16 protein-coding genes are annotated in these 21,490 nt (G+C 42.5%); 8 read left to right on the forward strand and 8 right to left on the reverse strand.

Features of this window, described 5'->3' with window-relative positions:
* Positions 1-179 precede the first annotated feature (179 nt).
* Entirely contained in the window at positions 180-1,070 is an 891-nt protein-coding gene (sseA, locus tag ABH008_RS13615) for a 3-mercaptopyruvate sulfurtransferase (RefSeq protein WP_347986168.1), read from the reverse strand.
* A gap of 12 nt (positions 1,071-1,082) precedes the next feature.
* Positions 1,083-1,262, reverse strand: a complete 180-nt coding sequence (locus ABH008_RS13620; protein WP_347986169.1) for a hypothetical protein — start codon at positions 1,260-1,262, stop codon at positions 1,083-1,085.
* Positions 1,263-1,840: 578 nt separating this feature from the next.
* On the opposite strand from ABH008_RS13620, the gene ABH008_RS13625 reads away from it, so the two are divergent.
* Both ABH008_RS13625 and ABH008_RS13630 read left to right on the forward strand, forming a co-directional pair.
* The gene (locus tag ABH008_RS13625) at positions 1,841-2,620 is read left to right on the forward strand and encodes a TIGR00266 family protein (protein ID WP_347986170.1); all 780 of its coding nucleotides are present in this window, start codon (positions 1,841-1,843) and stop codon (positions 2,618-2,620) included.
* Positions 2,621-2,925: 305 nt separating this feature from the next.
* Positions 2,926-3,603 carry a hypothetical protein gene (locus ABH008_RS13630; RefSeq protein WP_347986171.1) on the forward strand — a complete coding sequence of 226 codons (678 nt, stop codon included), beginning with the start codon at positions 2,926-2,928 and terminating at the stop codon, positions 3,601-3,603.
* A gap of 78 nt (positions 3,604-3,681) precedes the next feature.
* Here the strand turns inward: ABH008_RS13630 and ABH008_RS13635 are convergent, their stop codons facing one another.
* The 4 genes from ABH008_RS13635 to ABH008_RS13650 form a co-directional block, all read right to left on the reverse strand.
* Complete coding sequence (locus ABH008_RS13635; RefSeq protein ID WP_347986172.1) at positions 3,682-4,443, reverse strand: ABC transporter permease; 762 nt, start codon at positions 4,441-4,443, stop codon at positions 3,682-3,684.
* Positions 4,440-5,408 carry an ABC transporter ATP-binding protein gene (locus ABH008_RS13640; RefSeq protein ID WP_347989975.1) on the reverse strand — a complete coding sequence of 323 codons (969 nt, stop codon included), beginning with the start codon at positions 5,406-5,408 and terminating at the stop codon, positions 4,440-4,442. Before ABH008_RS13640 ends, ABH008_RS13635 begins: the two co-directional genes overlap by 4 nt.
* A 191-nt stretch (positions 5,409-5,599) precedes the next feature.
* Positions 5,600-6,385, reverse strand: a complete 786-nt coding sequence (locus ABH008_RS13645) for a M90 family metallopeptidase (protein WP_347986173.1) — start codon at positions 6,383-6,385, stop codon at positions 5,600-5,602.
* A gap of 126 nt (positions 6,386-6,511) precedes the next feature.
* On the reverse strand, positions 6,512-7,684 hold the full coding sequence (locus ABH008_RS13650; protein WP_347986174.1) for a cation:proton antiporter: 1,173 nt from the start codon (positions 7,682-7,684) through the stop codon (positions 6,512-6,514).
* 314 nt (positions 7,685-7,998) lie between these two features.
* On the opposite strand from ABH008_RS13650, the gene ABH008_RS13655 reads away from it, so the two are divergent.
* The 3 genes from ABH008_RS13655 (at position 7,999) to ABH008_RS13665 (ending at position 10,001) form a co-directional block, all read left to right on the forward strand.
* Positions 7,999-9,279, forward strand: coding sequence for an alkaline phosphatase family protein (locus tag ABH008_RS13655; RefSeq protein ID WP_347986175.1), 1,281 nt, complete (start codon positions 7,999-8,001; stop codon positions 9,277-9,279).
* A gap of 172 nt (positions 9,280-9,451) precedes the next feature.
* Positions 9,452-9,598 carry a hypothetical protein gene (locus ABH008_RS13660; protein ID WP_347986176.1) on the forward strand — a complete coding sequence of 49 codons (147 nt, stop codon included), beginning with the start codon at positions 9,452-9,454 and terminating at the stop codon, positions 9,596-9,598.
* A 19-nt stretch (positions 9,599-9,617) separates the two neighbouring features.
* Entirely contained in the window at positions 9,618-10,001 is a 384-nt protein-coding gene (locus ABH008_RS13665) for a DUF4124 domain-containing protein (protein WP_347986177.1), read from the forward strand.
* 172 nt (positions 10,002-10,173) lie between these two features.
* Here the strand turns inward: ABH008_RS13665 and ABH008_RS13670 are convergent, their stop codons facing one another.
* Complete coding sequence (locus tag ABH008_RS13670) at positions 10,174-13,863, reverse strand: ABC transporter substrate-binding protein (RefSeq protein ID WP_347986178.1); 3,690 nt, start codon at positions 13,861-13,863, stop codon at positions 10,174-10,176.
* Positions 13,864-13,913: 50 nt separating this feature from the next.
* Entirely contained in the window at positions 13,914-14,984 is a 1,071-nt protein-coding gene (locus ABH008_RS13675) for an HD domain-containing phosphohydrolase (protein ID WP_347986179.1), read from the reverse strand.
* Between the two features lie 470 nt (positions 14,985-15,454).
* On the opposite strand from ABH008_RS13675, the gene ABH008_RS13680 reads away from it, so the two are divergent.
* From ABH008_RS13680 to ABH008_RS13690, 3 genes are all read left to right on the forward strand, one after another.
* On the forward strand, positions 15,455-18,544 hold the full coding sequence (locus ABH008_RS13680) for an efflux RND transporter permease subunit (RefSeq protein WP_347986180.1): 3,090 nt from the start codon (positions 15,455-15,457) through the stop codon (positions 18,542-18,544).
* A gap of 212 nt (positions 18,545-18,756) precedes the next feature.
* Positions 18,757-19,542 carry a serine protease gene (locus tag ABH008_RS13685; RefSeq protein ID WP_347986181.1) on the forward strand — a complete coding sequence of 262 codons (786 nt, stop codon included), beginning with the start codon at positions 18,757-18,759 and terminating at the stop codon, positions 19,540-19,542.
* Between the two features lie 18 nt (positions 19,543-19,560).
* Entirely contained in the window at positions 19,561-21,129 is a 1,569-nt protein-coding gene (locus ABH008_RS13690; RefSeq protein ID WP_347986182.1) for a glycosyltransferase family 39 protein, read from the forward strand.
* Positions 21,130-21,490 lie beyond the last annotated feature (361 nt).

Consider the following 21,490-nt stretch of genomic DNA (forward strand, 5'->3'; position numbering starts at 1 on the left):
TCAGCTGCTTTAAATTTGCTGCGTGTTAAAAACTTAACTATTTTTTGGGTAAACTACCCATTAATAAGAAATAACAGCCTTAATCACAAATAGTAGAACAGGACTGACCAATACAATCGACACAGTATAACAAAAGTCAAAACCACATTGTCTTATACAGCGTTGACGTTAAGATATTCCTAACTAGTTGGCTTGTTTTGTTTAGGCAAATCTTGTTGCCTCCCCCATTCTGCCCATGAACCATCAAACATAGGAACCTGATGACAACCTAATTGATACAGCACCAAAAGCAATAATGCCGCAGAAACCCCAGAGCCACAGGTGGTTACCATGGATTTGGAAACATCCACACCCGCCGTCACAAACAACTGCTGCAGTTGTGCAATACTGTATAAAGTATGCTGATCTTGGCTATATAAATGTTGATACGGAATATTGACACTGCCTGGCATATGACCGGTTTGCAGGCCCGCATCTGTTAATACACGTTGACCATTAAAACTGTCAGCAGAACGCGCATCCAAAATTATACGACTACCCTGCTGTTGAATTTCGCGCATTTGTTGCAAATCTACAAATAATTCTGCATGGAATGTAGCCGTAAATACTTTAGATGCAGGCTTTGCCGAATTTGATGTTAACGGAAAACCCAGTTGCTTCCAGCGAGATAATCCGCCGTCCAGCACTTTAATTTTCTCATGCCCAAATACTCTAAACATCCACCAAACGCGTGCGGCAGCAAAAAAATGGTTATTGTCGTAAACCACCACCCAAGTGGCGTTATCGATACCCAACTTTCCTACTTGCTGAGCAAATTGCTCGGCAATCGGCAAGGTATGTGGCAGTGGGCTGTTTTGATCAGCAATGTCATCAATATCAAAAAACTGCGCACCAGGTAGATGCTGAGACTGGAACTCGTGTTTGGCAAATCGTTGCTGCCTAGGCAAAAAGAAAGTGGCATCCAGAATAAGTAGATTGGGGTGATGTAGATTTTTCTGCAACCATACGCAACTGACTACAGCGTTATGAGCATCAAGATTGATAGTGCCGGAATCGCTAACGAGAACCACAACAAGAAGGATCTATAAATGCGGAAAAAGTACGCCACCTAACAAGCCAGTGGTTAAGCTGAAAATAACCGCTAATATGATAATAGCCGGAATAGATGCCAGCGCCCATTTAACCATCAACACCACGATGGAAAAAAAAGGCATTTGCAAATCTACGACTATGACATTCTTTGCATCGTCTGCATCGCTCATGAGTTTACCTGTTGGATAAAAATTAATAAGAATAACAGCAATTGCCTAGCCCGGCGAGTTTGGGCTTTGTTTACTCGATGAGACTAATAAAATAACATCATCGTCGCATTAATTGGCAAAAGTCACCCTTAAGTAAAGTACTTTCCTTGCCATTAAATAATTGACATTAGGATAAAAGTAAACCTTATAGGATGCTGCCAAACGCAGAGAGGCGCATCGTTCGAGTGCATAGACCCTAAAATCCATTAAAAAAATATGGCGGCAGGATGGTTTTAATAGTGTAACACTCGATCGATACGCCTAATATCAGCCTCCTATAAGCCATCTTATGCATTGCGGCTAAACGCTACACGCTATTTTGCCATTGCCCAGCAATGAAAAATATGCCGACCTTAGGCTTGCAGAATTAGGCTGGCTTGAATGATAATAAAACCCAGCTTTAAAGCTGATAAACTGATCACTTGAATAAAACAACCGCACTTATTTAATAGTGTTTTCCTGGGGTTTACCTTATTCAAACCAGCCTTCGGCTCTGCTATTTACCCGCCCCCTTAACGTTAACAAAGGAAACAACAGTCATGCGATGCCATGAAGTAGACTACGAATTGTTCGGTAATGACATGCAGATCGTCGAGATCGAACTGGACCCCGGTGAAACTGTAATAGCCGAAGCAGGAGCCATGAACTACATGGAAGATGGTATTGTCTTTGAAGCCAAAATGGGAGACGGCTCCAAACCAGTAGGCGGCTTATTTGACTCATTGCTACATGTTGGCAAACGTGTCCTCACGGGCGAATCTATTTTTATCACCCATTTTACCAACCAGAGCCATGGTAAAAAAAAGGTAGCTTTTGCCGCACCTTATCCCGGCAAGATCATTCCTTTGGAGATGGCGCAACTTGGCGAAGAACTCATATGCCAGAAAGACGCATTCTTGTGTGCAGCGTTTGGCACATCGATTGAAATTGCATTTCAGCGCAAACTCGGAACCGGTTTTTTCGGTGGTGAAGGGTTTATTCTGCAACGCCTAAAAGGCGACGGCAAAGCCTTTATACATGTCGGCGGCACTGTTATCAAAAAAGAACTACATGGCGAAACGCTAAGGGTAGATACCGGCTGTATTGCCGCTTTTACAAAAGGCATTGAATATGACATTGAACGCACCGGCAGCTTAAAATCCATGGTGTTTGGCGGTGAAGGACTTTTCCTAGCCACTCTAAAAGGTCACGGTACGGTTTACTTACAAAGTTTGCCATTCTCGCGACTAGCAAACCGTGTGTTGCAAGCGGCTGGCAGTGGCTCTAAAGACGAAGGCTCAATTCTAGGTGGCTTAGGCGACCTATTTGGCGACAACTGAGGCAACGTTTACTAACATGCTAACTTAGGCGTCATTAGCGAATCATAACGCGCAGAACATGGTAAGCCCGCCTAATAGGATGCAGCCAAACGCAGAGAGGCGCATCCTATTACCCACGTTATCTAATTAACCTTGGTTAAAAACTGAGCTTTATTGTTAATAAAAGTGAATTAAAATAGAATATAGACACTGGTAAATAAGTTTATTTTTAAACAATAGAGCATAGTTGTTTGACTTGCTCTAATGGTATCTATGTAGAATTTTTTATATTTAATCTATCAAATTTACAATTAAGGAATAACTGTATGTTTAAACAACTATGCAAACTATTAACACTCACAGCATTACAAATGTTCTGGCTTCCAGCTACCTATGCTGATATTGTAAATGGCGACTTTAGTCAAGGTAATTCGGGATTTACCAGTGATTACACTTATGACTTTCCTATTAGAGGACAAACAAAATATTCTATTACTTTGGCATCGCAAATCAATGCGCAAACTATTTTGGGAGATTGGCCCTCCATTTCCGCTTTACCAAATGGTCTAGATGGCAATGTGCTTCTTGCGGACGGTGCAACTTTTAAAGATTATGCAGTTTGGAAAGAAACAATAACGGTCACTCCATTTACCGACTACAGATTCAGCTTCTATACGGCAGACGTCGATAAATCAATATATTCCTCTTTAAATGCAAACATTTCCATTGAATTAAACGGTGCAATCTTGTCAACACTTAATACCACGCAGTCTTGGCAATTGGGGCAAGGTTTTTTTAATTCTGGTAACCAGACCAGCGTAAACTTAAGTTTGGTCGATGCTAACATATCTGCATCAGGTAACGACTTTGCTATCGCTAATATTAATCTCGTTGCTGCTCCAGTACCAACTCCAACATCACTTTTACTATTTTTGAGCGGAATCGGAATAATGTTCAACACATCAAAAAGCCGACATATTTTGAGAAAATCACTAATAAAGTAATAACACGCATAGTCAATAGAGAAACACTTCCACCCTCGGTTACGCTCCACTAACCGAGGCTACCCCCCAATCATCACCTCAATTTCTAATCTTATACCCCGTCTTAAACACCCACCATACAAAAATCAGGCAGAGGATGAGAAAGCCAAAAGTTATGCCAATACTCATACCAATATGCACATCGGCCACACCATAAAAACTCCAGCGAAAACAGCTGATTAAGTACACCACAGGATTAAACAGGCTAATGGTCTGCCACAAAGGTGGCAACATATTGATCGAGTAGAACGCGCCACCCAGGAAAGTAAGTGGCGTGATGACCAACATAGGAATGACTTGCAATTTCTGAAAACTATCTGCCCATAGCCCAATAATAAAACCAAATAGACTGAAGGTAATAGAAGTCAGTAACAGAAAAGCGATCATCCAGCCTGGATGGGCAATCTGGTACGGTACGAAAATGCGGGCGGTGCCTAGTATAAGTAGCCCCAATATAACCGATTTGGTTGCTGCCGCCCCAACATAGCCCAGCAGTATTTCCACCCACGACACGGGTGCAGAGAGCAACTCATAAATGGTACCCGACCACTTAGGCATGTAAATACCAAAAGAAGCATTGGATATGCTCTCACTTAGTAAATTTAGCATCACCAACCCAGGGATGATAAAAGCGCCGTAATCGACGTTATCAATCTCGCCCATACGCGAACCAATGGCTTTGCCAAACACAATAAAGTATAAAGAGGTGGTTAGCACCGGTGCGGCGATGCTTTCCCATAGTGTGCGAAAAGTACGCTCCATTTCAAAATGGTAAATAGCACGAATGCCATAGATGTTCATGCCTGTACCTGCTTAGGTTGATGCACCAAACTGACGAAAATATCCTCCAGAGAGCTTTCTCTTGAGCGCAAATCTTTAAATTCAATATGATGTTCACCCAGGATTTGCAGCAGCTCGGCAATACCATTTTCTTCTTCGTGGGTGTCAAAATCATACACCAGGGCGTTTCCGTACTCGGCCAGTGTCAACGGCCAAGCGCTCAGCGCTACCGGAATATGAGTCATGGGCTGTCGCAATGTTAAGGTCAACTGCTTTTTGCCGAATTTGCGCATCAGCACTTCTTTGTTTTCTACCACTATCAATTCACCGTTGCTGATAACGCCAATACGGTCTGCCATGTCTTCAGCTTCTTCAATGTAATGTGTGGTTAAAATAATGGTAGTGCCCTGTGCACGCAGCTCGCGCACCATGCGCCACATGTCGTGACGTAATTCCACATCCACACCCGCACTTGGCTCATCCAGAAACAATATGGCTGGCTCATGCGCAAGCGCTTTGGCAATCAGCACGCGGCGTTTCATACCGCCAGAGAGCGTCATAATTTTAGCGTTGCGCTTATCCCATAGCGACAAATCGCGCAGTATTTTTTCCAGGTAAGTAGGGTTGGGAGCCTTACCGAACAATCCACGACTAAATTTTAGGGTGGCCAATACCGATTCAAAGGCATCGGTTTGCAATTCCTGAGGCACCAGCCCGATGCTTGAGCGCGCCGCACGGTAATTTCGCACAGTGTCAAAACCATCGGCGATGATACTGCCCGATGTAGGGCTGACTATGCCGCAAATAATGCTGATCAGTGTGGTTTTACCCGCCCCATTCGGCCCGAGTAATGCAAATATCTCGCCACGTTTTATGTGAAGATTAATGTTTTTGAGCGCTCGAAAACCGCTGGCATAGGTCTTGTTAATGCCGTTTACAGAAATGATGGGAGCGGTATTGTCGGTTGTCATTGCCAATATAGGCATTGTATTCATGGGCGAATGCCCCTTGTGTTTAAAAGTATTTTAAAAATAAAAACCAACTAATTTCATCAGTTATTATATGCACTGCATTATACAACACACATTGCCACTCTCTTGTCTTGTAATGACCTTGCATGACTACAGCAAAACCATTATGTCGCATTTTACTGATAGCGTGTAGAGCGTTATACGCATTAATTACGTTCTTTTAAAGAACAGCATCGTATTGGGTCCTGTCTATAATAAAGCTGTAATTGCCGATAGACACCTGGAAAATGTTGTTCAAGTAACGCCGGCGAGGAAAAGAAATACTCGCTAACCACTGCAAAAAACTCAGCTGGATTGGTTGCTGCATACGGATTGATACAGCTATTATTGTGCTCTTGCACTTGTTGAATCAGTGTTTCATAGGCTGCCGTTAATTCAGCCGTCCATTGCGGAACCGACATATGATAATGCAAGGGCGGACACCCGTTTGCATGACCATTTAGCCCATCAAGCTTATGAGCAATCTCGTGAATAATGACATTTCTACCGGTATGGCCTGTCTTTTGATCTTGCACTATATCAGCCCATGACAGTATGACGGGGCCGCTAGACCAACATTCACCACTTAAAATGTTTTCCTGATGGTGTAACACGCCGGCACTATCAACAATATCGCGGTTGACTCGAAAAGCATCTGGATAAACAATAATATCTGTCCAACCTGATAAGCAGTCAAACCCTAATGCAAGTACCGGTAAACACGCTTGACTGGCAATCATCACGCGCATACTGTCGGTGACTAACAAGTCTTGGACAGCCACTATGTTTTTTTCAACCAAAAACAAACTTGCCAGTTCCCGCAGATGTGCTTTCTCTACGGCAGTTAGCCCCTGAAGTAGCGGCAAATTTTCTGTACAGTTTAACCAATAGGCGTGCGGAATTGCATGTCGATGCAGGATATAACGTATCCTTGCGCGTTTAAAAAAACTCAACACAAAACCTAAGCCCGACAATAATGCCGATCATGTAGATAGTGTTAACGCCATGGCGTTGCAGTTAAAGTCCACTCAAAAGATTTCCATTGATTTTATTGGCTTTACTATGGCTGACTAGAATGCTTATTCAGACACAATACGTTTTTTCATTAAATATTCGGCCAGTATGGGAAACAAAAACACAGAAATCATACCTGCGGATACCAAAACCATACCTCTATCAGGAGCCATAAGACCCGAAGTAACCCCTAATTCGGAAATGATTACAATGATTGGCAGGCCGGTTGCTGAATATAGAGCAAACGGTAATATTTCTTCTTTAGTTAAAATAGGCTTGTAAAGCAACACTGGCACCCCTCTTACTATAATCAAAAGTCCTAATAAAATGATAATCTGTAAAGGAATCAAAGGTGACGACCATAGCGCATGTATATCAAATTTCATTCCGGCGACAATAAAGAAGAAGGGAATTAGAAAACCATAACCAATTGAATCTAGCTTCTGGCGCAACATCACACCACCTTCGCCTTTTGAAGCCAAGCTGACAACCATACCCGCTGCAAATGCACCAATGACGACATTAAACCCAAAGTTTGCGGCAAGTACAACCAATAACGCCTGTAAAGCAATACAAATTCTTACGGGTAATTGACCACTGCTTTGCATGGTTTTGGTCAATAAATCGATTACTTTTGAAGAATGCACATGGGTTGCCATGTAGGCTGACAATAAAGTGATACCGACAAAAACAATGATGAAAAGCGTATTGATAACAGGTGAATGTGCAGGAATAATAAAAAATGAAATTGCCAATAATGGGCCTAGCTCACCCATTACCGCAGCAGATACTAGCAACTTTCCAAATGCTGTTTCCAAAATACCTTGATCGCGCAATATAGGAGCGAGTACCCCGAGTGCAGTAGTTGATAATGCGACAGCAGCTAATAACGGCGTTTTTATAAGCCCCATTGAATTCGCAACCGACATACACAGCAGAGCAACAACAAATGAAAGAAACCAACCAGCAACAGCTAATGTTAGTGGCTTACCCCGGATTTCATTAAAATTGATTTCCAAGCCCACCATAAACAGCAAAAACGTTAAACCCAGTTCGCCCATTGTTCCCACCAAGCCATCGGTGTTGACCAAATCCAGCATTTGAGGGCCAATAAAAATACCTAACAACAATTCAACAACAACGACAGGAAGGCGAAAGCGCGTTGAAAGTTGAGATAAAAATGGCGCAAGTGCCGCTGCCAATGCAATTATAAAAAGCTCTATTCGATATGATTCCATGACAGTCTCCTAAGTCGAAATAAAAAATATAAATCAGATGTTTAAATGCATTTCAACAGAACAACTAAAAGCAAGGCTAACTGATTGCAAATTGGTATATGCTAGTACACCCATATTGCCCTTACTGCTGAGTGTATAAAAGGGTCACTATAGCACCTAACTTTAAATAGAACCGTACATAACCCCACTTAGGCTTAGGCTCAAGAAAAACCATCCACTGTCATCATTGTTTAATATTCCTTAATTATTATTATCTGTCGTCTGCTAGCACTGCTGGACAATCAATCAATTATTTAGACGGGGATCTTAATTTTATGAAAAAAACCGCTGCCTCTTTGAGCTTGCTGGGCTCTTTATTAGTCAATCCAGTATTAGCCGATACCAGCATACCAAAACTGGATCATGTATTCGTCATCATGATGGAAAATCATGCCTACGGACAAATTATTGGTAACCCTAATGCACCTTTTATCAATCAGTTAGCATCGTCTGCTAACCTGGCTAACAAATATTTTGCTATTGGCCACCCCAGCTTGACCAACTACCTTGAAGTGGTTGGTGGTTCTAACTTTGGCGTGCAAAGCGATCATTACCCCGACTGGCACTCAACAAGCTGTGTAGCCAACATCGTTTCAGGTCAAACCAATTTCGACAACCCAGCACCTGCCAACGCTAATGTATGCCCAATTCCTGCGGTTATCGGAGCTGATGCAGCCACCAACGCTACCGACACCATCAATGAAACCCAATCGGGCACCATCAACAATATCGATGGCGTTCTTTCAATACCTGCTTCTCATAAAATTGTGGGAAAAACTATTGCCGATCAATTGGTTGCAGCAGGCCTTAGCTGGAAAACCTATCAAGAAAGCATTCCTTTAACGGGTGTAGACGGCGTTAACGTCAGTGACGGCACTTATAGCAACCTGACTGATTTCAGCAGCTTATCGCAAGAAGATCCAGAAGTCACATCTGCGGGTCTGGTTTATCTGTATGCCGTTAAACACAATCCCTTTGCCTACTTCAAATCAGTACAAGAAGGTACAAACCCTGCCCTTAGCTTAAAAAAGGTCGCTCCTTTTGATGGCGGAAACGGTTTATATGCTGATTTAAGCACAGGTCACGTTCCTGCGTTTTCGTTCATTGCCCCAAACCAATGTAATGATCAACATGGTCGTGGCAACGCTGGCCCATTCTGCAATTACGATCCAAGCTCAACAGGTACACAAGTTGGCTTAAACCCAGCGTTAATTCAACAAGGTGATAACACAGTAGCCAAAATTGTAACCGCCATTAAAAAATCACCCGCCTGGGACGATGGCCACAATGCTATCGTCGTCATGTGGGATGAAAATGACTATAGCGATGCACCTAATATCAATCAGGTTGCTGTAATTGTCGATACCAACTACGGTAATCACGGTGTCACCAGCAGCAAATATTACAACCACTTTTCATTGTTAAAAACATTGGATGTGGGCTTCGGTTTACCCTGTTTGAATCACGCTTGTGACGCAAATGTAGATGTAATGACCGATTTGTTTGGCAAATCGTCACACCACAAAGACGGACACTCAGATTACGACAGCCATTAATCAATGCGCGTATAGCGGCTAGTCATTATTAAAAGGGGGCGTTATGCCCCCTTTTTTTATGTGCATACTCTTGGCCGTTAAAAAACAGTATTACCTCAGCAATTAAGAATGTTAATATTATAAAAGTACTTAACACAATTAATAGCGTAGTGTTATGCGTGTGGTAACTAGAATGTTAATGACAATCGGTATACCTACTGGCAAAATTCCCATTAGCAATTGTGTAATGCGGCGCATCATTAAACACCCACAGGCTGCAAAACACAGTATCGATGCATATCAGATTAGCGCATTTATTCGTGTCATTAAGCATCACTAAAACTGACAGCGAGACTCCTATGAAACAGCTATGTATTTTAGTATTACTGTGTTTTTCCGGCCTAAGCCAGGCGGAAGTATTCAAGTGTACGGAGCCCTCAGGTAAAATTATTTATCAGGCCTCGCCATGTACTGGCAATGAAAAAAGTAAAGAACTGGATATTAAAGCCGATCCAAAAACCGACGCAGAAGCGAAACAAAAGTTTGATGCCCTGCAAGCTGAACGTGCCGTACAAATTCGACTGAAGAACCAAGCCAATCAAGATGCTGCACGACAAACACAGCAGTATCAAAATCAAAATTTAGACGAAGAACTACGCAACGCCGCAGCACAACATCAACAGGCAATTGAGCAGGAAAAAGAAGCAGAGCGTATTCGCTTGTATAACCGATTGTTATTTTAAAACGGATTGATAGCGTTTTTTGATGAGGGCCTTAAGCGGGATTGCACAATCTTTCATTTTACGCTTAGGCGTAGGGTGTGGTGAGTTTACGAACCGCACCCATTAGAAACAATGAGCTTCACGCATGTTTTAGTTTATAGATACAATAACTCTCGTTATTACAGCTTAACAGCTAAGAAACTACAGGTTTAGAAATAGAACTTGATAAGTTTTCAAGCAACTGCACATAATGGCCCAACGCCTTTTTGATAGCAACAATATCAAAACAATCTATGTATTGTTGTAATTCAGTGGCATAGTCAACCACCACTTTTAGCGCATACTGATTACCTATCGCTAATACGGCATCAGCAAATTGACTAATTTCGGACATATTGTTGTTTCTTGAAATTAAATGACACATGTTAGTCAACGCTTCCAGCTCAAGCAATGCTGTAGGTAAAACTTGCAATTCTGCTTGGCTAAACACAGGCGTTTGCAGTGTGGGTTCTTGATTTTCGATAAGCTCATACGGTAAAAAACGCATAAGTTCGGCGACTAAATCGGCTTTTAATACCGGCTTGCGTAAATAACCATCAAAATTTTCGCTTTTGGTGCGCTCATATTCATCCTGCATGACCGAGGCCGTTAAGGCCAAAATTGGCACACTTGAAAAAGATTTAATCACTTTCGATGCTTGATATCCATCCATAACCGGCATGCGAATATCCATTAACACCAGATCAATTTTTTCGGTCTGCATTTTATCAATGGCTTGCTGACCATTTTCTGCCTCAATAAGCGTTAATTCCGTTTCAGCAAAGCATTCTCTAAGCAATCCGCGATTATCTTCAATATCATCAACCACTAATAGGGTTGCGGCATAAAATCTTACCGGGGTCATTATTTCAGGAACATCAGCTTCAACGGCCAGCGAGGCAATGGCCACATCCTTTAAACAAAGGGTAAATGTAGAACCTATCCCAGGAGCACTGCGCAATGAAATCTCCCCACCCATCATTTCTGTTAATCGCTTGCTAATGGCTAACCCCAAACCAGTACCACCATACTTACGTACATCTTGACCTTCCAATTGCTCAAATTCGTTGAAAATCAAAGTTTGTTGATCTAAGGGAATACCAATACCGGTATCCTCTACATCTATATATAAATCCAGTTTACTGCCAATCGGATCTTCATTGGCTGTTCTAGCTTTTAAACAAATATGCCCTTGCTCAGTAAATTTAACTGCATTACCAATTAGATTAAACAGAATTTGCCGTAAGCGGGTAGCATCCAGTATCAAGTTTTCTGGAATTTTTGGATCAATTTCAAGAATAAAATCCAAGTTTCTTTCCCGAATTTTCATCATATAAATTTGCCCTAATTCGCTAAATAAATGATGCGGATTACAGGTTTTTTTATCAATACGCAGCTTCCCTGCTTCAATTTTGGATAAATCTAAAATATCGTTTATTAACAACAATAAGGTATGTCCAGCGTTCTGTATGGTTTTAACAAACGATTTAAGGCGACCGTCTTTTACCTGTTCATTCAGCAAATCGGTAAAACCAATAATGGCATTTAACGGCGTACGAATCTCATGACTCATGTTAGCAAGAAACTGCGATTTAGCCTGATTGGCATTTTCAGCCTGTAATTTTGCATTCTTCAAGGCGGTTTCTGTTTTTTTACGTTGCGTAATATCCTGATTGACCCCTGTAATTTTAAGGCATCTATTTTCTCTTTCTACACTACAGGCACCATTGTAAATGGTGCGGATTTTGCCATCACTGCGAATAATTCGATATTCGATATGCTCTTCTCCTTGCGTGGATTTAAGCTTGTCAATAAATTGATGAACAATAGGAAGATCATCCCAATGCACAAAGCTCAGCCATTCCTCATAGGTAGGTTGTGTTTTAGAGCTAATCCCATAGATTTCAAACATTTTATCGTCAAACAGAATTTGCGGAGGCTCGGTCAATTTCAATTCCCATACGCCAAGTGATGCCACCTTAGTAGCTAAGGCAAAGCGTTGATGTAAAGATCTGACTTGTTTCTCACTCTTTTTTCGACGTTTAATTTCATGCACGAGACGACGGTTTCTGTAAAAAATCACCAATAAAATAAACAAAAACACGCCGATTACTTTAGCCAGCAACCAATAATCGGTTTTAGTGGCAAAACGCTCATTTCCCCAATGATCGCTGATGCGTTGTTTTTCCATTTGAGGAATAGATGCCAAAGCCCTATCCAGCATAGGCACTAACATGGCGGCATATTCTTTACGCACACCCAGACCCACTTGGGTGGTAAACTCGGTTTTACCCACAATTCTGACATTATTGATACTTTGACTGCTGATGGTGTAACTGGCTTGTGCCAAAGTACACAGAAGCGCATCAACTTCCCCAGTTGAAACAGCCGTCAAACCTTCTTGAACATTATTCGCTTCAAAAAAGTGAATAGAGGGATACGCATTGATGATAGCGGGTGATCCGCCATAATCTTTAAGTATAGCCAAACGTTGTTGTTTAATTTGATTAATACTGTCAACATAGTTGGCAGAATCACGCATGACAATGACCACAGGGCTGGATAAATAAGCCTGTGTAAACGTCATTTGATCGCGCAGATTAGAATCTATTTCTTCAGAAATTACATCCACCGCACCCTGTCTGGCTTTTTCGACCGATTCGCGCCAGGATCGACTCGGTTCAACTTCGAATTTAATGTTTAACTTTTGTTCTAAAACATGTAAATACTCTGACACTATACCAATATATTGTCCTTTACTATCGAACGCTTCATAAGGTAGCCAGTTTGGATCGCCGGTAAAGCGCAAGGTTGGATGTTGCCGCAGCCACGCTTTTTCTTCCTCAGATAACGACACAGCGCCCTGATTGGTTTGATTTGTTAGCGCATAAAAAAAACCATCATCCACCACTTTATTATCTGTAAACCCCAAACGCTGATAATCCTCTGCCACTAATCGATACCGCGCCGGATCAACGGAGCCAAGTGCAACCAGATCAGGAATAATCATCTGTCGCGTGGCATCGGCTTCGTATTGTAAAAAGGCGGTAGACAGATTGGGATTATATTTTTTTTGTATCAGTTCGATAATTTGCTGCGGATGCTCCAAAGCATATTGCCAACCTTTAATGGTGGCTCGGCTGATTTTGGCAACACGCTCAGGATGCTCAAATAACTCTTTCTGGGTAGTGAATAAATTATCGCCGTAAAAATCGATGCCGTAGTTTTGTGGATTGATAATATTGACATCTATGCCCCGCACCTTTAATAAAAAAGGTTCTGTGGTGGTGTATGCAACCACCACATCGACTTTTCCCTCAATAAAGTCTTTTTGAAAATGATCGTCAAATTTTACTTCATTGATTTTAGTTAAGTCGCCCAGGGTTTTAAGCAAGAGCGCGTTTAGAGGGGCAACGAGCTGATTGCCGGCACTGTACTCGACTTTTTTGCCAACCATTTCATATGGACTAATGATGCCGCTCTCCCGACGGGAAATAAAAACCAAGGGAGAATGCTGGAAAAATTGATTAACTAAGACAACCGGGTCGCCTTTTAAATGGTAAATCAACAAACTGCTGTCAGACACCCCATAGTCTGCTTCGCCATTGACAACCTGTTTAACAAAATCTTTATTAAAATCTATTTCTTTTAAAGAGACATCCAGCCCTTCATCGCGATAATAGCCTTCTTCTATGGCCGCATAATAACCAGCAAACTGAAAACTATGCCGCCATTTCAATTGAATGCTGACATTTTTTAAAGCATCGGCCTGCGCATCCGCCCAACTGCTTACCGGCATAAGCAGTATAAGAATGGCCAATAATCGCCCGATCAACTCAGTCATTCCTTAATGGAAGAGTGATTCGGCTAGGCCAAATATACACAAAATGACCATTATCTGGAATTGGCGATAGCAATAAATTCATCCAGATGTTCCTGAAAAATATCGACTAACTCCGGATCAAAGTGTGTGCCTCGCTGCTCGATAATAAAGTTTACCGCATCGTCAATATTCCAAGCTTCTTTATAGTAGCGCTTGTGTGTCAGTGCATCGAACACATCCGCCAAAGCCACAATACGACCGTAGATATGAATGTCTTGTCCTTTTAGTCCACGTGGATAACCATCACCATTCCACTTTTCATGATGTTCGTGGGCAATAATGGCGGCCGCTTTAAGCAGTTTGCGGTCCGAATGTGATAATAATGCGTAGGCATTGGTGGTATGCCTTTTCATGATAAAAAACTCTTCGTCAGTATAACGTCCAGGCTTATGCAAAATATCTATGGGTACGGTCATTTTGCCAATATCATGCATCGGTGAAGCATGGTAAAGATTTTCGATGTCGTCTTCACCCAAACAGGGATGATATTTAGCCAGTAAGGCTGAGTGTTCGGCAACGCGTTTTATATGTTTACCGGTTTCGTCAGAAGTGGCTTCCATCAACTCAGCCAGTATAAAAATAGCTTCTTTTTGACTGTCTTCCAATTCAGTCAGTAAACGCAGCATTTCAAACTTTACTTTAGTTTTTAGATCAATATTATGTTTGATGAGCAGCTTTTTAGCATGGAAAAGATCCAAATGTGTTTTAACTCTGGCTAACAGTTCATTGGCATGAAATGGCTTGGTTATATAATCCACCGCCCCTAATTCAAAACCCTTGGTAATGGAATCCACATCCACTTTTGCGGTTAAAAAAATGATGGGAATATCTTTGGTCGCGGGGTTTTCCTGCAATTTTAAGCAAACATCAAAACCATTGATACCTGGCATCATGATATCCAATAATATCAAATCAAACTGTTCCGAATCTTCGATGAGTAACCGTAGTGCTTCCGCACCATGATGCGCAAAAGAAAAATCGTAGTTGTCTTCCTTAAGTATGTTCATGGCTACACGAATATTGTCAACAACATCATCAACAATCAGTATGCGGCTGTTAGTTTTTACACGAGTGCTATTCATTTACTTTGCATATTGGTCTTACCTGCAACCTTTTTGATTATTAAAAGAATGTCATTACTCACATTCATACAGTCTATACGAAAAAACAGCATAAACTAATCACTACCCGTTTCGCCTTTCATTGGCATAACACGCCAAACTGTTAACGTGCAAAACGCTTGCAATCCGAAACAAAATTTTTTGCGCTATCATAGACGATTTTTAGTATGACAAAGTTTCGACTAAGTAACATAAATGATAAAAACATAAATATTAATCAATTTCCATAAAAAATGTAGTTTTATTATAGTCAGTCCTCAATTTTTTAACAAAGCAATTGATAACTAAACATCTTGGTAATGTTTGCGCATCAGCTGGGGCAGTAACTTAATCAGACCACTACACACAAGTTGCTTTAAGCAAAAGCCTTAACGCTTAGTAATTTCTATATAATGAGGGTTTTGCCGCTCTACATTCGCTTACCATCAGCCATGCTTGCCCTTATTGTTCGTTTTTCTATCCGTTTTTCCGGCCTGGTGGTAGTGTTGGCTGTTTTACTGCTGGCTTATGGCAGTTACCGCTTTGCCGGGGCTGGCTTAGATATATTTCCAGAATTTGCACCCAAACAAGTCATTATCCAAACCGAAGCACCTGGCCTGGCCGCTGAACAAGTGGAAGTTCTGGTCACCCAGCAAATCGAAACCGCATTGGGCGGTTTAATTGGCCTAAGTAGCCTACGCTCGCAATCAATACAGGGCTTATCTATCGTAACGGCGATTTTTGCCGAACACAGCGATGTATATCGCAATCGACAACTGGTTAGCGAACGCCTTACCAGCATTAATCAGCGTTTACCGGTTGGTATCGGTATGCCGGTGGCCTTACCTTTGGCATCATCATCCGCAACGGTACTCACTATCGGCATGCATTCTGATCAGAATAGCCTGATGGACTTGCGCACACTGGTAGACTGGACTCTGGCTCCCAGGTTACTAGCCATTCCAGGCGTGGCGGACGTTAATGTGTTTGGCGGAGATATACAACAATTACAGGTACAAATCAAACCAGAGGCTCTGCAACGCTTTAATCTAAGCTTGGACGATATTGTCAGCGCCACCGCCAGTGCCGCCGAAATGAATGGTGCCGGCTTCATCGAAAATAGCAACCAGCGCTTTACCTTGCAGATTAGCGGTCAACCGCAATTGCCTGAACAGTATCAGCGTTTGGTGGTAAAACGCCAGAATGGCAACAACATTTTACTGGGTGATGTGGCCGATATTCGCTACGCTGCGGAACCCGCCATTGGTGCCGCGCAAATTATGGGCAAACCCGGCATCGTCATGATGATTATTGCCCAATACGGCGCTAACACCCTATCGGTTTCCCGACAGGTTGAAGCCGCACTGAACGAGTTTGCGCCTTTATTCGCCAAACAACATATCGATTTTTACCCGCATTTATTTCGGCCTGCCGATTATATTGAAACCTCCTTGCATAATTTGTCGGGGCATTTATTGATCGGCGGATTTTTTGTTTTATTAATCCTGTATTTATTCTTATTCAACTTACGTAGCGCCTGCATCGCTGCCACCGCTATTCCGCTGTCGCTGATGGCCGCAGTTCTGATATTACTGGAAACCGGATCTAACTTGAATATTATGGTGCTAGGTGGATTAGCCATCGCACTGGGTGAAGTGGTAGACGATGCCATTATTGATACCGAAAACATCTTCCGGCGCTTACGTGAAAATCAGCTGCAAGATCAACCTGCGCCACTCAGTAGCGTCATCTTTGCGGCATCCATGGAAGTGCGCAGCTCGGTGGTGTATGCCAGCTTTATAGTCGCCCTGGTTTTTGTACCCTTGCTGACCTTAGGCGATGTGGCAGGTCGATTATTCGCCCCACTGGGCTATTCTTATATATTGGCGATTTTGATGTCCTTATTGGTCGCTTTAAGCTTAACCCCTGCATTGTGTCATCTGTTACTGCAACGTAATATCCCGGTTAATCTCGATCCACCGCTGATCAATATGTTAAAACCAGTGTACACGCGCTTGCTAAACTGGGTAATGCAACATTTTAAATTAATTATCACCCTCAGCAGTTTGACCTGCGTGTTAGGTATAAGTGTATTTGTCAATTTTGAGCACAAATTTCTACCGGAATTACGCGAAGGACATTTTATTATCCATACAGCCAGTGTACCGGGAACCTCACTGCCGGAATCCATACGCATAGGCAGTTTACTCACGAACCAATTCTTAAATATACAAGGCATTGAATCCGTGTCGCAATGGGCTGGCCGCGCAGAACGCGGCGCAGACACTTACGGTAGCCACTACAGTGAATATGAAGTGCGTTTAAAGCCATTAAGTGGTGCCGATCAACAACAGGTATTAGAAGAATTACGCGACATTCTGGATGATTTTCCCGGCATCCATTACGAAGCCAATACCTTTTTAACCGAACGTGTGGACGAAACCATATCAGGCTATACGGCAGCCATGGTAGTCAATGTGTATGGACATGACCTGACCGACATGGATAAACAAGCGCAGCACATTGCGCAAATCATGCGCAGCTTGACCGGTAGTGAGGATGTGCAACTGCGCTCGCCACCCGTTACCGCCATGCTGCAAGTGGCATTGGATGCTGAACAATTAACCTTTCGCGGTATTCAACCTGCGCAGGTGATGAATGCATTACAAGTGGCCTACGAAGGCCGTATCGTGGGTAAAAATATCCAAGGCAATCGTATTTTTAACGTGACCGTCATTATGGCACCGGAAAAACGCCAGCAAATAGAGTTAATGCAGCAATTACCACTTAAAAACAGCGAGGGAGAACGTGTGTTACTTGGCGAGGTAGCGCATATCAGTCCAGGCGAAGGCCGTTACAATATCCTGCATCAAGGTGCGCAACGCATCCAAACCATCACCTGTAATATTAATGCAGTGGATATGGACAACTTTATACAGACCCTTAAACAACGCGTGTTAAACGAACTTGATTGGCAAAATGGCAGTTACCCGGAATTTGTGGGTGCCGCCCTGGAACAAGCTAAAGCCCGCAATGCCTTAATTCTACATGCATTACTGGCAGGTGCCGGGGTGTTATTGCTGATATATTTGGCTTTGGGCAGCGTACGCCATGTGGTGTTAACCCTGGTTAATTTACCGTTTGCCCTGCTCGGAGGCGTAGCGGCGGTGGCCCTCAGCAATGCCAGTTTATCAGTTGGTTCTATCGTCGGTTTCATCACCCTATTTGGTATTACCGTGCGTAACTGCATTATGTTAATTTCACACTATCGGCATCTGGTAGAACAAGACGGTTTAGCCTGGAATAAAGCCACCGCCTTACAGGGCGCACAAGAACGCTTACCTTCCATTTTAATGACGGCATTGGTAACAGCTCTGGCCATGCTGCCCATCGCCATCAATAGCGACAACCCCGGCCGCGAAATCATGGGCCCCATGGCCGCCATAATCATCGGCGGCCTGGTGTCGTCTACACTGTTAAATTTATTGCTATTGCCGTGTATATTGTTGCGGTATGGTCGATTTGCGGATGTTGATCGATAAAAATGGCCCGGCGAGTTAAATACACTTTTTATTGGTTTAACAATGTATACGTGTTGAATACAGCCCAGCCTTTATGGTTGCGATTCGCTCATCTTAAACTTATACAAATACCAAGTTTAGTTTTTAAAATGGGGGGGATCCCAGAATCTAAACAAAATTTATCGGTATCCACTACAATTAAAGCTTTCCTGACTGCCTTAAACCATCAGCATATGAACTATCCAGCCAAACTTGTAAGTAGCGTGTTCGTGTTGTTTTATCTGCACAATTGTCAGGCTGCGGAAAACGCCCTTGCAGATTTATTACCCCGCATTAAACCGGCAATTGTGGCAGTTGGTACTATTCAACCCTCACGTACACCGCCAGAAATATTTATGGGCACGGGTTTTGTGGTGGGCGATGGCCGCAGTATCATTACCAATGCGCATGTCGTTGCCAAAGAACTGGATGTGCAGCATCTGGAAAAATTTGCCATTTTTTTTCTACAAGATCATAAAGTGATGATGGGGCAAGCCGATTTAACTGCTACGGATGACAATCATGACTTGGCCTTATTAACGCTGAAAGGTGGTCAATTACCGGCAATGGAAATTGGCGACTCTAACAAAGTGCGTGAAGGTGAGGTGTATGCTTTTACCGGTTACCCGATAGGCATGGTTTTAGGTGTACATCCAGTCACACACAAAGGCATGATTTCGGCTATTTCACCCAGTGCCATTCCGGCCAGTAATTCCAAACAATTAAATGTAAAAATGGTAAAAAGTCTAAAGACGCCATTCGATGTGTTTCAGCTGGATGGCACCGCTTATCCAGGTAATAGCGGCAGCCCTTTATACGACCCAACTAGCGGCAAAGTAATCGGTATTCTAGATAAGGTATTTGTGCAGGGTAGTAAAGAAAATGCCATTAGTAACCCCAGTGGCATTACTTATGCCATACCGGCAGTGCATATTAAAAAACTGCTAGAAGTTGAAAGCCAACCAGAGTCAAACCAATAACCGATAATATAATTAGTTATGCGCTGGCAGTTGACTTATGCATTAAGCCTTACTCAACAGCGCGTTATCATCACTATGATATTTTGTGCAGGCTTAATTCTACGCCTGCAAAGTATCCGGTTTGGCTACCCGTTAAGTACCCATCCTGATGAACCCACACTGGTCAATATCGCACTAGGAATTTTAAATACAGCCGATCTTAATCCGCATTTTTTTAATTACCCAAGTTTAGTCATATACCTGCAAACCCTCCTCAGTGCCTTATTGAACTGTGTGTATGCCGTGTTTATGCATGGCTCACTAGACACGATTCCAAACATTCAATTTTATATGCTGGGACGTGGTTTTGCAGCCTGTATGTCCAGCCTATCCTTACTGCTAATTTGGCAAATAGGTAAACGCTTGATTAGCCCCCTGGCTGGACTTTTTGCAGCGGCTATCGCGACGGTATCACCATTGCATGTGGACAACTCGGCGCTGGTAACCACGGATATCTGGGTAGCTAATTTTTCAGTACTAGTGTTGTGGTATGCCTGTAAAATATATGCTGGCGGACAAAAGCGTGACTATATATTGGCTGGCATTGCCGTGGGTGTATGTACCGGCAGTAAATATACGGCGCTAGTCAGCTTTACCATGGTGTTAGTCGCACATTATGTCTATTGCCGAACTCAGCAACGTCCTTTAGGTAATAAACAACTAGTCTATGCGGTACTATTTGCTGGTATCGGCTTTCTAGCTACCACCCCCTATGCACTGCTAGAACCACTCGCCTTTATACGTAGTATCCGCTACGAAGCTTACCACTATCGAACCGGACATTTGGGTTTTGAAGCCATTGGCGATCATAGTTACAACTTATATTTTAATGCACTCTACTCAAATAGTGGCTTAGGACCCTGGGTCACCAGTCTGGCGCTATTGGCATTATGTTTCATTGCGGATAAACGCTATCGCTATTTAAGCATGCTGGCGGTATTCCCAGTCCTTCTCTTGCTACTGATCGGTTATTACAAAGTATTTTTTGTACGTAATATGGTAGGCACCCTACCCTGTCTGGCTTTATTAGCCGCGTTTTCGTTACAGTTTATTTTCAACAAATTGTCAGTGCATCTAAAACAGCCAGTTTTACAATTAGCAATAACCAGTTGCTTAATATTATTGATTTGCCTACCCTTAGCAATTCAATCTACACAAGAAATGCTAAACAAAAATTTACCCGATACACGCTGGTTAAGCCTGACTTGGATCAAAGCGAATCTTCCCCCACACAGTAAAATCGCCCGTGAGTTTTTTACACCACCTGTGGAAACAATCAGCACCGACTACACTGTTGTGGAGTTGGGTATCAGCGGTTTAGCAACAAATGCTGATAAGATTGATAACAATGTCGATTATGTCATCGTCAGCTCCAGAGATGATGATCGCTTTTTTGATGGTAGGGAAAGTTATGCAGAATTAGCTAAACGCTATAGCACTTATTTCGCTAACCACCGCTTAGTTTATGAGTTAACTGCAGACACTACACGTAACTATGGACCAAGCATTCGAATCTATGAAAATAAACGGGTTAATCAATACAATTAACCAAAACATATCGATTGCCTACGTGGATATAGAGAGGTACGAACCACATCATAAAGTCCTAACCAGCCGACAGCAATCTTAAAATCAAAGCATAGCTATCAATATCGACAACAAACTGAAACAAAACTATAGCTATCCATACAGCTGTATTTTGTCGAGAAAATAAATGGTGTTGGGAAGAAATGATGCGGTACGCTTAGCGTTCACCACATCCTACTCTCTGGAGTTAGTAGATCGGTCTTGTAAAACCCATTACCCTAGGTAGCATGTGGTGAGGTACGAACCGCATCATTAAGCCGTAACCGCTGGCATCAATGTTACAATCAATGCATAATATTGTTAGATATGCCGACGAAAAAAG

This window comes from Methylomonas sp. AM2-LC (genome assembly GCF_039904985.1).
Taxonomy (GTDB): domain Bacteria; phylum Pseudomonadota; class Gammaproteobacteria; order Methylococcales; family Methylomonadaceae; genus Methylomonas.

Excerpts from the sequence above, each read along its gene's own strand:
- ABH008_RS13620 (WP_347986169.1), bottom strand. The coding sequence starts at position 1,262 with ATGAGCGATGCAGACGATGCAAAGAATGTCATAGTCGTAGATTTGCAA.
- ABH008_RS13630 (WP_347986171.1), top strand. The coding sequence starts at position 2,926 with ATGTTTAAACAACTATGCAAACTATTAACACTCACAGCATTACAAATG.
- ABH008_RS13685 (WP_347986181.1), top strand. The coding sequence starts at position 18,757 with ATGAACTATCCAGCCAAACTTGTAAGTAGCGTGTTCGTGTTGTTTTAT.
- ABH008_RS13670 (WP_347986178.1), bottom strand. The coding sequence starts at position 13,863 with ATGACTGAGTTGATCGGGCGATTATTGGCCATTCTTATACTGCTTATG.
- ABH008_RS13635 (WP_347986172.1), bottom strand. The coding sequence starts at position 4,443 with ATGAACATCTATGGCATTCGTGCTATTTACCATTTTGAAATGGAGCGT.
- ABH008_RS13655 (WP_347986175.1), top strand. The coding sequence starts at position 7,999 with ATGAAAAAAACCGCTGCCTCTTTGAGCTTGCTGGGCTCTTTATTAGTC.
- ABH008_RS13680 (WP_347986180.1), top strand. The coding sequence starts at position 15,455 with ATGCTTGCCCTTATTGTTCGTTTTTCTATCCGTTTTTCCGGCCTGGTG.
- ABH008_RS13665 (WP_347986177.1), top strand. The coding sequence starts at position 9,618 with ATGAAACAGCTATGTATTTTAGTATTACTGTGTTTTTCCGGCCTAAGC.
- ABH008_RS13650 (WP_347986174.1), bottom strand. The coding sequence starts at position 7,684 with ATGGAATCATATCGAATAGAGCTTTTTATAATTGCATTGGCAGCGGCA.
- ABH008_RS13640 (WP_347989975.1), bottom strand. The coding sequence starts at position 5,408 with ATGCCTATATTGGCAATGACAACCGACAATACCGCTCCCATCATTTCT.
- ABH008_RS13660 (WP_347986176.1), top strand. The coding sequence starts at position 9,452 with ATGTTAATGACAATCGGTATACCTACTGGCAAAATTCCCATTAGCAAT.
- ABH008_RS13675 (WP_347986179.1), bottom strand. The coding sequence starts at position 14,984 with ATGAATAGCACTCGTGTAAAAACTAACAGCCGCATACTGATTGTTGAT.
- ABH008_RS13690 (WP_347986182.1), top strand. The coding sequence starts at position 19,561 with ATGCGCTGGCAGTTGACTTATGCATTAAGCCTTACTCAACAGCGCGTT.
- ABH008_RS13625 (WP_347986170.1), top strand. The coding sequence starts at position 1,841 with ATGCGATGCCATGAAGTAGACTACGAATTGTTCGGTAATGACATGCAG.